At 66.3% G+C, this 14,059-nt stretch carries 11 protein-coding genes and 1 pseudogene; 7 read left to right on the forward strand and 5 right to left on the reverse strand.

Features of this window, described 5'->3' with window-relative positions; all coding sequences use genetic code 11:
- The first annotated feature begins 2 nt into the window (after nt 1-2).
- Entirely contained in the window at nt 3-1,244 is a 1,242-nt protein-coding gene (locus EYW47_RS03915; RefSeq protein ID WP_133193541.1) for a DUF2242 domain-containing protein, read from the forward strand.
- A gap of 123 nt (nt 1,245-1,367) precedes the next feature.
- Here the strand turns inward: EYW47_RS03915 and EYW47_RS03920 are convergent, their stop codons facing one another.
- The gene (locus EYW47_RS03920; RefSeq protein WP_133193542.1) at nt 1,368-2,000 is read right to left on the reverse strand and encodes a LysE family translocator; all 633 of its coding nucleotides are present in this window, start codon (nt 1,998-2,000) and stop codon (nt 1,368-1,370) included.
- A gap of 381 nt (nt 2,001-2,381) precedes the next feature.
- Here EYW47_RS03920 and EYW47_RS03925 point away from each other — a divergent pair, with 381 nt between their 5' ends.
- Complete coding sequence (locus tag EYW47_RS03925) at nt 2,382-2,864, forward strand: Lrp/AsnC family transcriptional regulator (RefSeq protein WP_133193543.1); 483 nt, start codon at nt 2,382-2,384, stop codon at nt 2,862-2,864.
- A gap of 58 nt (nt 2,865-2,922) precedes the next feature.
- On the opposite strand, the gene EYW47_RS03930 is transcribed toward EYW47_RS03925, so the two are convergent.
- Nucleotides 2,923-3,597, reverse strand: a complete 675-nt coding sequence (locus tag EYW47_RS03930; RefSeq protein WP_240763534.1) for a TetR/AcrR family transcriptional regulator — start codon at nt 3,595-3,597, stop codon at nt 2,923-2,925.
- Between the two features lie 386 nt (nt 3,598-3,983).
- Here EYW47_RS03930 and EYW47_RS03935 point away from each other — a divergent pair, with 386 nt between their 5' ends.
- The 5 genes from EYW47_RS03935 (at nt 3,984) to hydA (ending at nt 11,229) form a co-directional block, all read left to right on the forward strand.
- Nucleotides 3,984-5,249, forward strand: coding sequence for a Zn-dependent hydrolase (locus EYW47_RS03935; RefSeq protein WP_133193545.1), 1,266 nt, complete (start codon nt 3,984-3,986; stop codon nt 5,247-5,249).
- Between the two features lie 151 nt (nt 5,250-5,400).
- Complete coding sequence (locus tag EYW47_RS03940) at nt 5,401-6,786, forward strand: NAD(P)-dependent oxidoreductase (RefSeq protein ID WP_133193546.1); 1,386 nt, start codon at nt 5,401-5,403, stop codon at nt 6,784-6,786.
- 107 nt (nt 6,787-6,893) lie between these two features.
- Nucleotides 6,894-8,171, forward strand: a complete 1,278-nt coding sequence (gene preA / locus EYW47_RS03945) for an NAD-dependent dihydropyrimidine dehydrogenase subunit PreA (protein ID WP_133193547.1) — start codon at nt 6,894-6,896, stop codon at nt 8,169-8,171.
- A 46-nt stretch (nt 8,172-8,217) separates the two neighbouring features.
- Nucleotides 8,218-9,735 carry an NCS1 family nucleobase:cation symporter-1 gene (locus tag EYW47_RS03950; protein ID WP_133193548.1) on the forward strand — a complete coding sequence of 506 codons (1,518 nt, stop codon included), beginning with the start codon at nt 8,218-8,220 and terminating at the stop codon, nt 9,733-9,735.
- Between the two features lie 36 nt (nt 9,736-9,771).
- Nucleotides 9,772-11,229 (forward strand): dihydropyrimidinase, encoded by a 1,458-nt coding sequence (gene hydA, locus EYW47_RS03955; protein ID WP_133193549.1) that lies wholly within the window; start codon nt 9,772-9,774, stop codon nt 11,227-11,229.
- A gap of 21 nt (nt 11,230-11,250) precedes the next feature.
- Here hydA and EYW47_RS03960 read toward each other — a convergent pair whose 3' ends face one another.
- The 3 genes and pseudogenes from EYW47_RS03960 to EYW47_RS03970 form a co-directional block, all read right to left on the reverse strand.
- Entirely contained in the window at nt 11,251-11,898 is a 648-nt protein-coding gene (locus tag EYW47_RS03960) for an OmpA/MotB family protein (RefSeq protein WP_240763514.1), read from the reverse strand.
- 135 nt (nt 11,899-12,033) lie between these two features.
- Nucleotides 12,034-12,783, reverse strand: a pseudogene (locus EYW47_RS03965) (flagellar motor protein); the annotation flags it as partial.
- 9 nt (nt 12,784-12,792) lie between these two features.
- Nucleotides 12,793-14,010, reverse strand: a complete 1,218-nt coding sequence (locus EYW47_RS03970; protein ID WP_133193552.1) for a cyclic nucleotide-binding domain-containing protein — start codon at nt 14,008-14,010, stop codon at nt 12,793-12,795.
- Between the last annotated feature and the right edge of the window lie 49 nt (nt 14,011-14,059).

Consider the following 14,059-nt stretch of genomic DNA (forward strand, 5'->3'; position numbering starts at 1 on the left):
CCATGCCCCGTTTTTCAAGAGTTGCCCCGTTCCTGCTGATTTCGCTCGCCGCCGCCCTCAGCGCCTGCTCGTCGACCAAGCCCGCGTTTCAAGACGACCAGCTGTTGAGCAGCGCCCCGAGCCCGTTCTCGCACGGCTTCAACAACGCCAGCACCGATGCCTGTGAGGCCTCGCGCCGCGCATTGCTGAGCCAGGGCTACATGACGACGATGACGCGCAACGACACCGTCGACGCCACCAAGAACTTCCAGCCGACGGTCGACCAGCACATCGTCGTGGAAGTGCACGTGGTCTGCACCCCCGCCGACGCGACGAACACGAGCATGGTCTACGTGAATGCCGTGCAAAACGGCTATACGCTCAAGAAGAGTGCGACGTCGGCGAGCGTGGGGCTGTCGATTCTCGGGTCGGTCTCGCTGCCGATCCATTCGAACAGCGACGAAATGGTGAAGGTCTCGAGCCAGACGATCCAGTCGGACGCGTTCTACAAACGCTTTTTCGATCTGGTGGGGCGCTATCTGAACACGGTCGCGCGCAGCGAGCCGGTGCCGGGCAGCGGCGATATCAAGTCCACGCCGTTGCCGCCGCCGCTGGAGCCGGACCCGATGCTGATCAACACAGCGGCGCCGGGCGCTTCCGCGGCGCCTGCGGCAGCCGCCGCAGCGGCTGCTGCCGCGGCGACCGGGGCGGCAGTGCTGCACACCGGCGTGCCGCCCGCGACGCCCGTGCAAGGTTCGCAAGCGGCGGCGCCTGCTGCCGCGGCAAGCGGCGTGCACGCGGTCTTCCCGGCGTCGCCCGCCTCGCAGGCGACGCTGCTCACGCCGGTCTTGCCAGCGCCGGCTGCATCTGCACCCGCTGCGGCGACGAGCCCGGCTTCGTCGCCCGCTGCTGCGAGTGCGCCTGCCGGGGCCAATCGTGCCGCGCAGCCGGGCGCGGCTGCAGCGCCGGCTTCTGGGGCTTCCGCAACTCAGGCGGCTGCGTCAGCCTCCGGCGCTTCCGCAACTCAAGCGGCTGCACCGGCCTCCGGCGCTACCGCGGCTCAGGCGGCCGCGCAGCCCGCTGCGGCGTCGGCTGCCGCACCCGCAGCCACCGCAACGGCACCCTCGAGCGCTACGCATTCGGGGACAGCCACTTCCTCGCCGGCACCCGCCGGCGGTACGCAAAACGTCGTGGCGGCCAACGCGTCAGGAGCGGCCAACGCGCCCGCCTCGAACTCCGCACCGGCCGCAGCCACGACGCACTAAGGCCCCACTAAGCGCCCCACGGTGCGCCCACCCGCGCGCACCGAACAACAGCGCCAGCACACCCGGTTCGGGTGCCTGCCCGGGCATCCGGTGAATGCCCCACAAGCCAGACGCGCGGCGCGCCTAGCGCAAGCCCGCCATCATCGCCCCCATGCCCACCAGCAAGCTCCCCATCAGCCGGTTGACCGCGCGCAGGCGCCGGGGCCGCTGCAGCACATGGCGCAGCCGGTGCGAGAACAGCGCCATCGACGCCACACCGCCCGCGAACAGCAGCGCGAACGTCGCCGCCAGCACGAGGTACTGCCGGTTCGCGCTCCAGGGCGCATCCGCGCTGATGAACTGCGGGAAGAACGACGGAAAGAACAGCAAGGTCTTGGGATTGAGCCCCGAGGTGGCAAACCCGCGCCAGAACAGATCCCGCCGGGAAGTGAGCGCCTGCTCCGCAGGCTCGGCGCCGGTCTCGCCCCCGAGCGTGCGGCTGCGCCATTGCTTGCAGCCGAGCCATACGAGATAGGCCGCGCCCACCCAGCGCAGCACGGTAAGTGAGTGTTCACTAATGAGCAGCAGCGAATTCAGGCAGAGTGCCGTGAAAACGAGCTGCAGCAAAACCGCGAGCGTGCCGCCCCAGACGCAAGGCAGCGCGCGCCGCCAGCCGGCGTGCAGCGCGTGGCTCATCGTAAGTACGTTGACGGGACCGGGGGTATAGACGAGGACCAGCGCGGCGGCGAGAAACGACAAATACAGCTGGAGCGACATTTCTGGGAGTTCTGGCGAAAACGTGGTGACGGACGGCGCTTGAGGATCAAAAACCGGCAACAAAAAACCGCGCTTGAGGCGCGGTTTCAAATGCCATCTGCCCGATCGGACGTCGCTGGCTGCGTGATGAACGCGCGCAACGCCCAATGGCCGCCGCAGGGTGCAACGGAAACCGGCTCTGACGGTCCACCGCGGCTCGTGGCTGCGGCGGCGCAGCCCAACGCGAGGAGGTGGCCGCGTGGGTCGTGCCGGGCAAGAAAGCATGGGGAAAATATACCGGGGATGAGCCTGTAAAGGCTTCCTGTTTTCGGGTAAATGGCCCCTATTTGCGGAATCTTCTTCCGCTAGAATGGCAATTCCCTGTAGAGAATTCCATTCATCATGAGCACCCGCGAACGCCCGCCCAAAACGCTCGACAACCAGGACCGCAAGATCCTGCGTGCGCTCCAGCAAAACGCCCGCCTTTCCAACGCCGAGCTGGCCGAGCAGGTTGGCATGTCGACCACGGCGTGCTGGAACCGCACGCGCCAGCTCGAAGCCGACGGCTACATCGACGGCTATGTCGCGCTCGTGAACCAGCGCAAGCTGGGTTTCGCCGATATCGTGATTCTCGAAGTCACGCTAGACCGCCACGAAGACGACGCGCTCGCGCGCTTCGGCTCGGAGCTCGCGGCGCTGCCCGAGGTGCTGGAGGCGTATCTCGTCTCCGGCGAATACGATTACTGGATCAAGGTGGCCGTGGACGGCACAGCGGGCTACGAGCGCTTCCTGCGCGAGAAGCTCTATCGCATTTCGAGCATCCGGCATAGCCGCTCGATGTTCGCGCTGCGCTGCATGAAGGACGTGGCGTCGATGCAGGTGTGAGCCTGCTCAACGCGCCACACTAATTAGTTCGGTATCCATATCAAATCTTCCACGTAGCTCACGCATCCGGCGAGCGCGCCCCGCTCGCGCGCAGAATCATCTTCACAACCTCTTCAGTCGTGGCTTCGAAGCTCGCGGCGGAAAGCGCGCGCTTGCCCGCGAGCGCGCGAATCTGCGCTTCGAAATCCGCGTAATGCTGCGTGGTCGCCCAGATCATGAAGAGCAGCGTCTTCGGCTCCACCGGCGCGAGCAACCCTTCGTCGATCCAGCGCTCGATCAGTTGCACGCGCGACTCCATCCACGGCTTCACGCGCTTGAGCAGAATGTCCTGCATGTGCGTGGCGCCGCTGATGATCTCGTTCGCCCACACCTTCGAGCCCAGCGGCCGGCGCCGCGAAAGCTCCATCTTCGCGCGCACGTAGCCGCCTATCGCGACGACCGGGTCGTCGCTCGCGTCGAAGGTGTCGGCGGCGGCATTCCATTCCTCGAACAGGTCGTCGAGCACGCGCCAGTAGAGCGCAAGCTTCGTAGGGAAGTAGTAATGCAGATTGGCCTTGGGCAAACCAGCACGCTCGGCGATCAGCGCCGTGCTCGCGCCCTCGAAGCCGCGTTCCGCAAAAACCGCCTCTGCGCATGCCAGCAAATGCGTTTCGTTCGACGCGCGGATCGACGCCTTGCGGCGCGGCTTGTGCGTTGCATCAGCGTCGTCGCGCACGCTCGCAGTCGTGCGCATTGCAAGGTTCGCGGCTGGCGTTTTCGTGTCGTCGTCGCGCATGGCATTCGGTCCGCTCAAGGATGGAAAGGCGTCGCGCGCATCGTCCGCCGCGCAACACCGGTTTCATTGTAGTCATGACGTAAGCACAACGTGCGTATGCACATGACGAACCTCAGGGTAAACCTGCGCGCCGTGTGTGCGCTTTCACGCACTGCAACATCGATGGCACGCTTTTCGCTCGTAACACCGCATTGAATTCCCGAAGTTTATCGGCTACAACCTGTCCAATCGGACAGGATTCGACTAACGCAGTTCAACGGCGTAGACCCACCGGCTCGACGCATGCACCGTAGTAGCGCAATGCGCCCCGGACGATGGCACGAATGCTCAACAGGAGAGCACGCATGAACACAGTAAGCGAAGCCGCGCTGACCACCGCGATTCACGTGAATGGTCAGCGTCTCTGGGACAGCCTCATGGAGATGGCGAAGATAGGCGCGACCGCGAAAGGCGGCGTCTGCCGTCTCGCGCTCACCGATCTCGACAAACAGGGCCGCGACCTCATCGTGAAGTGGGCGAAGGAAGCGGGCTGCACGGTGAGCGTCGATCAGATGGGCAACGTCTTCATGCGCCGCGCGGGCCGCAACAACGACCTGCCGCCGGTGATGACCGGATCGCACGCCGACTCGCAACCCACGGGCGGCCGCTTCGACGGCATCTACGGCGTGCTCGGCGGCCTGGAAGTGATCCGCTCGCTCAACGACCATGGCATCCAGACCGAGCACCCGATCGAGACGGTGATCTGGACCAACGAGGAAGGCTCGCGTTTCGCGCCCGCCATGGTGGCGTCCGGCGTGTTCGCGGGCGTGTTCACGCTCGATTACGGTCTCTCGCGCAAGGACGTGGACGGCAAGACCATCGGCGAAGAACTGCAGCGCATTGGCTATGCGGGCGAGCTGCCGTGCGGCGGGCGCAAGATTCATGCGGCGTTCGAGCTGCACATCGAACAAGGGCCGATACTCGAGGCCGAGCACAAGACCATTGGCGTCGTGACCGATGCACAAGGCCAGCGCTGGTACGAAGTCGTGCTCACGGGCCAGGAGGCGCACGCGGGCCCCACGCCCATGCCGCGCCGGCGCGATGCGCTGCTCGGCGCCTCGCGCGTGGTGCAGCTCGTCAACGAAATCGGCCTGCGTCATGCGCCGCTCGCATGCTCGACGGTCGGCATGATGCAGGTGCATCCGAACTCGCGCAACGTGATTCCGGGCCGCGTGTTCTTCACCATCGACTTCCGCCATCCGGAAGACGAAGTGCTCGCAAAGATGGACGCCGAGCTGCGCGAAGGCATCACGAAGATCGCGGAGCAAGGCAAGCTCGAAGCCCAGGTCGAACAGATCTTTTATTACGCGCCGGTGCCGTTCGACAAGGCCTGCGTGAAGTCCGTGCGCGCGGCGGCCGAACGCTTCGGTTATTCGAACCGCGACATCGTCTCGGGCGCGGGCCACGACGCGTGCTATCTCGCGACGGTCGCGCCCACTTCGATGGTGTTCGTGCCGTGCATCGATGGCATCAGCCATAACGAAGTCGAAGACGCGACCCAGGAATGGATCGAGGCCGGCGCGAACGTGCTGCTGCACGCGATGCTCGAACGCGCCTGCGAGCCTGGCTGACGCGGCTTAGGCGGCTGACGCAACACGAGCATCACGAGCATCGCGAGCGGCCATAGAGCCGCGTAGCCAACCCGCTGTTTCCCCACGTACCGGCTGCCGCGCACCGCGCGCAGCCGGCGGACCCGTGTTTTGCCTCGCAAGGAGCATCCGGATGTCCCACTCGAACTCGCGTGCCACGCATGGCATCGCCGCAGGACGCCTTGGCGCAGAGGAACTCGGCTGCAATTTCGCCGATGTCTCTCCGCCCCTTTCCGCCGACGCCGCCGTGGTCGCCGCCGACCGCTGCCACTATTGCTACGACGCGCCCTGTGTCGCGGCCTGCCCCACCGGCATCGACATCCCGAGCTTCATCCGCAAGATCGGCAACGGCAATCTCAAGGGCGCGGCGCGCGATATCCTGAGCGCCAATCCGCTCGGCGGCATGTGCTCGCGCGTGTGCCCCACCGAGATCCTCTGCGAAGGCGCCTGCGTACGAAATCATCAGGATGGCGAACCGGTTCGGATCGGCGCGCTGCAGCGCCATGCCACCGACTTCCAGATGGCGCGTGAAGCCGCGGGCGCGGAGCCGCTCTTCAAGCGCACGAGCGAGACGGGGCGGCGCGTGGCCGTGGTCGGCGCCGGTCCCGCGGGGCTCGCGTGCGCGCATACGCTCGCGCTGGCCGGGCATGCCGTCACGGTGTTCGACGCGCGCGAGAAGCCCGGCGGGCTCAGCGAATATGGCATTGCCGCGTACAAGACCGTCGACGACTTCGCCCAGCGCGAAGTCGAGTGGCTGCTCTCGGTCGGCGGGATCTCGATCGAGCAAGGCAAACAATTGGGCCGCGATCTCAAGCTCGAGGCGCTGCGCGAGACCTTCGACGCGGTGTTCATCGGCATCGGCTTGGGCGGCACGCAGGCGCTTCGCATCGAAGGCGAGGCGCTCGAGGGCGTGCGCGACGCCGTCGATTTCATTGCGCAACTGCGCGAGGCGCGCGACCTGGCCACGCTGCCCGTGGGCCGCCGCGTCGTGGTGATCGGCGGCGGCAACACCGCCATCGACGCCACCGTGCAAAGCCGCAAGCTCGGAGCCGAGCACGTCACGCTCGCGTACCGGCGCGGCAGCGCCCAGATGAGCGCCACATGGGCGGAGCAGGAATTCGCACGCACCCAAGGGGTGACGATCGTCGAGTGGATGAAGCCGCTGCGGATTGTGGGCGCGGGCCGAGTCGAGGCCGTCGAATTCGAGCGCACAGCGCTCGACGCGAATGGCGCGCTGCAAGGCACCGGCGAGATCGAGCGCATCGAAGCCGACATGGTGCTCAAGGCAATCGGCCAGAAACTGCTGCCGGCAGGGCTGGAAGCGTTGCAATTGACCGATGGCGGCGTGCGCATCGCCGTGGATGCCGATGGCGCGACCTCGCTCGAAGGCGTCTGGGCCGGCGGCGATTGCGCGGGCCACGGCGCCACCGATCTCACCGTGCAGGCCGTGCAGGACGGCAAGCTCGCCGCGCGCGCGATAGACCGCTACCTCGCCGCGCAGGCCGTGAAAGCGGCGTGAGCCGCACAAGCACGACGCGTACACCCGATAAAACGAACGCCCCATGTTTTGCATGGGACCGGAGCGAGCACCCAAGCGCTCACTCCGGATCGACAAGGAGCCGCATCATGGCCGATCTACGCTGCACGATTGCCGGTATTGAATCGCCCAACCCGTTCTGGCTCGCTTCCGCGCCGCCCACCGACAAGGCCTACAACGTAAACCGCGCCTTCGAGGCGGGCTGGGGCGGCGTGGTCTGGAAGACGCTCGGGCTCGACCCGCACGTGGTGAACGTGAGCTCGCGCTACGGCGCCACCACCTGGCGCGGCCAGCGCATCGCCGGGCTGAACAACATCGAGCTCATTACCGACCGGCCGCTCGACGTGAACCTCAAGGAGATCGCGCAAGTGAAGCGCGACTGGCCCGATCGCGCGCTGATCGTTTCGCTGATGGTGCCGTGCAACGAGCAGGACTGGAAATGGATCCTGCCGCTAGTGGAAGACACCGGCGCCGACGCCGTCGAGCTCAACTTCGGCTGCCCGCACGGCATGAGCGAGCGCGGCATGGGCGCGGCGGTGGGCCAGGTGCCCGAGTACATCGAAATGGTCACGCGCTGGGTGAAGGAAGGCACGCGCCTGCCCTGCCTTGTGAAGCTCACGCCCAACGTGACCGACATCCGCCACGGCGCGCGCGCCGCGCACAAGGGCGGCGCGGACGGCGTCTCGCTCATCAACACCATCAACTCGATCGTGGGCGTGGACCTCGACGCCATGGCACCGCTGCCCACCGTGGACGGCAAGGGCACGCACGGCGGCTACTGCGGCCCCGCCGCGAAGCCGATCGCGCTGCACATGGTGGCCGAAATCGCGCGCGACCCGCAAACCCAGGGCCTGCCGATCTCGGGCATCGGCGGCATCTCCGACTGGCGCGACGCGGCCGAGTTCATGGTGCTGGGCGCGGGCAGCGTGCAGGTGTGCACCGCGGCCATGCATTACGGATTCCGAATCGTCAACGACATGATCGACGGGCTCTCGAACTGGATGGACGACAAGGGCTACGCGAACCTCGACGCGATTCGCGGCCGCGCCGTGCAAAACGTCACCGACTGGCAATACCTGAACCTGAACTACGACATCAAGGCCCGCATCGACCAGGACCGCTGCATCCAGTGCGGCCTGTGCCATATCGCCTGCGAGGACACCTCGCACCAGGCCATCACGGCCACGCGCGACGGCAAGCGCCACTTCGAGGTGGTCGATGCGAATTGCGTCGGGTGCAATTTATGCATGCATGTCTGCCCGGTCGACCAATGCATCACGATGGAGCGCGTCGACTCGGGCCGTTACGCGAACTGGACCACGCATCCGAACAATCCGGCCCGCGTGGCCGACCCGAAGGCGGCCTGAACCTCACAATTCCAACCGCAACGAGCAGTCACGGAGAAACCGCACCATGAGCCAGCCCGCAGCAAGCGGCGGTGTAGACAGCGACGCGAGCGCGCGCCGCAGCGCCAGCGAGTTATATAACGACGACCTCGCGCCCACGGGCGCCGCACAGCGCACGTGGCGCTGGTACCACTTCGGCGCGCTATGGGTGGGCATGGTGATGAACATCGCCTCCTACATGCTCGCGGCCGGGCTCACCGAGCAGGGCATGTCGCCATGGCAGGCGGTGTTCACGGTGCTGCTCGGCAACATGATCGTGCTCGTGCCCATGCTGCTGATCGGTCATGCGGGCGCGAAATACGGCATTCCCTATGCGGTGCTCGTGCGCTCGTCATTCGGCACCCAGGGCGCGAAGCTGCCGGCCATGCTGCGCGCCATCGTGGCGTGCGGCTGGTACGGCATTCAGTCGTGGCTCGGCGGCAGCGCGATCTACACGCTCGCCAATATCCTCACGCACAACGCGCTGGTGGGCGACGCGCTGCCGTTTCTCGGCATTTCGATCGCCCAGGGCGCGTGTTTCCTGATCTTCTGGGCGCTGCAACTCTATTTCATCTTGCACGGCACCGACTCGATCCGCTGGCTCGAAAGCTGGTCCGCGCCCATCAAGGTCGTGATGTGCGTGGCGCTGGTCTGGTGGGCGTGCTCGAAGGCGGGCGGCGTGGGCTCCATGCTCTCGCAGCCCTCGCAGTTCGCAGCCGGCGGCAAGAAGGCCGGGCTCTTCTGGGCCACCTTCTGGCCGAGCCTCACCGCGATGGTGGGCTTCTGGGCCACGCTCGCGCTGAACATTCCCGACTTCACGCGCTTCGCGAAGACACAGAAGGATCAGTTCGTGGGCCAGGCGCTGGGCCTGCCGATTCCGATGGCGCTGCTCTCCGTGGTCTCGGTCGTGGTCACCTCGGCCACCGTCGTGATCTACGGCAAGGCGATCTGGGACCCCATCGATCTCACGAGCCGCATGGAAGGCATCGGCGTGGGCATCGCGCTCGTCATCCTCACGCTCGACACCATGTGCTGCAATCTCGCGGCGAACCTGGTCGGCCCCGCCTACGATTTTTCGAGCCTCTGGCCCAAGGGCATCTCGTACAAGGCCGGTGGCCTGATTACGGCCACCATCGCCGTCGTGATGATGCCGTGGAAGATTCTCGCCACCACGCAGGGCTATATCTTCACGTGGCTCGTCGGTTATTCGGCGCTGCTCGGGCCGGTGGCGGGCATTCTCATGGTCGATTACTTCCTCATTCGCGGCACGCGGCTCGACACCGCGCAGCTCTTCGAGGAAAACGGCGAATACGCCTACTCGAATGGCTGGAACCCGGCCGCCGTGATCGCGCTGGTGGCGGGCGTGCTGCCGAATCTGCCGGGCTTTTTGAACGTGGCGTTCCCGAACGCCTTCCCCTCGGTGCCCGACGCGTTCAAAGGACTCTATACGTACGCGTGGTTCGTGGGACTCGCGATTGCGGCCATCGTCTATGGCGTGCTGATGAAGCTCAGCAAGAGCCGCAGGCCGAGCATCGCGAGTGCGTGAGCACATAGACCAGACAACCGAAGGAGACATTGCATCATGGCGATCCTGATTCGAGGCGGCACCGTGGTCGACGCGGACAAGAGCTATCGCGCGGACGTGCTCTGCGAGAACGGCACGATAGCGGCGATCGGCGAGAACCTTGACGCGCCCGCCGGTGCCACCGTGGTGGACGCGGGCGGGCAATACGTGATGCCGGGCGGCATCGACCCGCACACGCACATGGAACTGCCCTTCATGGGCACGACGGCGAGCGACGACTTCTTCAGCGGCACGGCGGCGGGTCTCGCGGGCGGCACGACGTCGATCATCGACTTCGTGATTCCGAACCCGAAGCAGCCGCTCATGGACGCGTTCCGCGAATGGCGCGGCTGGGCCGAGAAAGCTGCCGCCGATTACGGCTTTCACGTGGCGGTCACGTGGTGGGACGAGAGCGTGCACCGCGACATGGGGCTGCTCGTGCAGGACCACGGCGTGTCGAGCTTCAAGCACTTCATGGCGTACAAGAACGCCATCATGGCCGACGACGAGATCCTCGTGAACAGCTTCGCGCGCTCGCTCGAGCTGGGCGCGCTGCCCACCGTGCACGCAGAAAACGGCGAACTCGTGTTTCAGCTCCAGCGGCAGTTGCTCGCGCGCGGCTTCACCGGACCGGAGGCGCATCCGCTCTCGCGTCCGCCCGAAGTGGAAGGCGAGGCCGCGAACCGCGCGATCCGCATTGCGCAGGTGCTGGGCGTGCCCGTGTATATCGTGCACGTCTCCGCGAAAGAGGCGCTCGAAGCCATCACGCGGGCGCGCGCCGAAGGCCAGCGCGTATTCGGCGAAGTGCTCGCGGGCCACCTCGTGATCGACGAGGCCGTGTACCGCGACCCCGACTGGACGCGCGCGGCCGCGCACGTGATGAGCCCGCCGTTCCGCACCAGGGAGCATCGCGACGCGCTCTGGCGGGGGCTGCAAGGCGGCTTGCTGCACACCACGGCAACCGATCACTGCGTGTTCTGCGCCTCACAGAAAGCCATGGGCCGCAACGATTTCACACGGATTCCTAATGGATGCGGCGGCGTGGAGGACCGCATGGCCGTGCTATGGGATCAGGGCGTGAACACGGGTCGGCTCACGCCGAACGAGTTCGTGCGCGTGACGTCCACGAACGCGGCGCAGATCTTCAACCTCTACCCGCGCAAGGGCGCGGTGGCCGTGGGCTCGGATGCGGATCTCGTGGTCTGGGACCCGCAGGCCACGCGCACGATCTCCGTGAAGACGCATCATCAGAACGTGGACTTCAACGTGTTCGAAGGGATGACGGTGCGCGGCGTGCCCACGCATACGGTCTCGCAGGGCGAGCTGGTGTGGGCGGACGGCGACCTGCGTGCGCGGCGCGGCGCGGGGCGCTATCTGAAGCGGCCCGCGAATCCGGGCTATCTGCAGGCCTCGCGGCTCGCGAAGCAGTTGAAGGAGACGCAGCCGGTGCATCGCGAGGGGGATCAGCCCGCCTGAGCGCCCGTCGCGACCGCAACGTCAATACTGCACCACGATCGTCACGCGCCGGTTGAGCGCGCGGCTTGCGGGGTCGGTGGCGGCAACGAGCGGAAAGTTGTCGGCCCGGCCGATCGCAGCAAGCCGATGCGGCTCGACACCCCGCTCGACCAGATAGCGCACGACGGCCCCCGCGCGCGCCGAAGAAAGCTCCCAGTTCGACGCGTAGCGCGCGTTCGAGATCGGCGTGCTGTCGGTGTGGCCTTCGACGAGAATATTGCCGTTGGGCACCTGCGCCAGCACGCGCGCGATGCGGCTTAGCACGCCGAACGAATCGGGCAGCAGCGCCGCATCGCCGGCATTGAAGAGAATCTTCGCGTTGATGCCGATCTCCACGCCGTGGGCCACCGGCACGATCGTGATCTCGCCGCGCTCGCGCAGCGGGTCGAGCGACGCGAGCAATGCGCTTGCGGCCGCCTGCGGTTTCGCGGCCGGCGCGGCGGCAACCGGCGCTCGCGCCGCCAGCGACTGTCTGCGAATCGCCTGTTCGCTGTGCTTCGCGAGCTGCATCGCGTAGAGCGCAAGGAACAGCACCATCATCGTGGTGATGAGATCCGCGTAGGAGAGCAGCCAGCGGCCGGACTGCTCACCGCCTTCGTCCTCTTCGCGGTCGAAGGCGCTAACGAGCATGTCATGCGCCGGCCGGCTTTCGGATGAGATCTTCATAAGTGAAAGCGCGCTGCGTTCTCAGTTTACGGGCGCGTTTGCGTGCACGCTTGCCTGCGCGCCCTGCCGCGACCACGCGTTCGCCTCACCGGGCAAGCCAGCGCCGCGCCCACCCACTTCGCCTGCGAGCCGCGTCGCGATCGTATGCGGGGTTTCCTTGCGTGAAATGGCGAGCAACCCGTCCAGATAGAGCTTGCGCAGCCGCAGTTCGCTTTCGATGTGCGCGCGCATCTTGCCGTAGAGCGGCAAGAACACGAGATTGGCCAGCGCGAGCCCGTAGAGCGTGGCGACGAACGCCACCGCGATGCCCTGCCCCAGCTGCGAGGGCTCGACCAGATGCGAGGTCACCTGGATGAGGCCCAGCACCGAGCCCAGAATGCCGAAGGTCGGCGCATAGCCGCCAGCCTGCTGCCAGACGCGCGCGGCCGCCAGATGCGTGCGTCCATACGCTTCCAGCTCGCGATTGAGCGCGTCTTCGAGCACGGCGGTCGAGACGCCGCTTGCCAGCAGTTCGAGGCCACGCCGCGCAAACGGATGAATGCCGCGCCAGTCCATCGACTCGAACGCGAGCAGGCCGTTGAGCTTGGCCTGGTCGCCCCATTCCAGCACGGCGGCGAGACTCGTTTCGTCCACCTGCTGCGCGCGCACGAACACCGTGCGCAGGCGCAGGACCGCGTCGAAGAAGCGCGCCCACGGGTTCTGGATCATCACCGCGGCCAGCGTGCCGCCCAGCACGACGAGCAGCGCCTCGGGCTGCAGCAGCGAGGTGAACTGCCCGCCTTCGAGCGCAAAGCCGATCGCGATGGCCGCCCCACCCAGCAGGACTCCGAACAAAGTCGAAAGATCCATACGCCTCCCTTATTGCACGCCGTTCGCCTTGATCTCGCGCACCGCGCCGACAAGACGCTGCTCGATCGCCTCGATCTCCACCGGATCGGCTTTGATCTCGCGCCGCATGAGCCACGAGACCTCGTTCTTGCGCGTCTCCGACATCACCGAAAGCAGGCGCTCGGAAACCGCCTTGTCTTCGAGCGAGGCGAGCAGCTTGGCGAGATCGTAGCTATCGAGCGAATTGACGGCCTCGAACAGCGTGCGCTGATCGACGAACAGCAGGTCGTCGAGCGCGTTGAGCTCGCCCGAGCCGCGCTTCACGCGTTGCGTGAAATACGCCACGCCCTTCTGCTCGACGAAATTGAGCACCTTCGACTTTCTGAACGCGAACAGCTCCTCGGCGATCTCGTCGTGCGAGAGCTTGTTGAGCAGCAGCTTGCGCTCGACGCCGATCAGCGCTTCGAGGTCGGCGAGTTCGATCAGTTCGAGTTCGCTGTTGATCGAGACGTCGAGGTCGTGATCGGCCACCAGCGAAGCGCGCTCCACGATACGAACGGGATCGAACGTGACGACCTGGCGGCCCAGTGCGCCCTCGCCAGCATTGCCGCCGGCCAGATTCGAGGACACCTGGCCCGCCTCGATCGCGACGAGATTGAGCTTTTCCATGCGCCGCAGCATCGTCATCACGTGCGGGCGCGAATGCCCCGCCACGGCGCGGCATTTCTGCACGACCTCGGCGAGCGCCACGCTCACCTCACCCGCTGCCGCACCAGGGCGCGGCCAGCCGCCCTTCGCATCGCCGCGCTCGGCACGCTCGGCGCCTGCAAGCAGCGAGAGCACGTGGGCATACGAGAGAATGCCCGGCAGGAAGTCGGCGTGCGTGTAGGTGGCGAGCAGATCGTCCTTGGCCTTCGTGCGGCGGATCATCGTGCGCAAAACGTGGCGCAGGAGCGGCGAAACGCGTTCGAGCTCGTCTTCGATGATGCTCGCGGGCACGACGGTCAACTGGCAAAACGTCAGCGCCTTGGCGGTGCTCGGGCGCGGCTCGGCGCCCAGCAGTGCGCTTTCCCCGAAGAATTCGCCGCGGCCGAGCGTTGCGGTCACGACCCGCTTTTCGTCGCAGCGCGTGGAGATTTCGACTTTGCCTTCGGCGATGACGAAGAGCACGCGCTCGCCCGCGAAGCCCTCCGAATAGATCACTTCGCCCGGCGCCGCGGTGCGCGACCATGTTTGACTGCGATTCAAGGTAATACCCCGTAGCGGATGTCTTTCTTTTCGATCCCGTAAGCTGTCC

The sequence above is a fragment of the Paraburkholderia silviterrae genome (assembly GCF_004353915.1).
Classification (GTDB): domain Bacteria; phylum Pseudomonadota; class Gammaproteobacteria; order Burkholderiales; family Burkholderiaceae; genus Paraburkholderia; species Paraburkholderia silviterrae.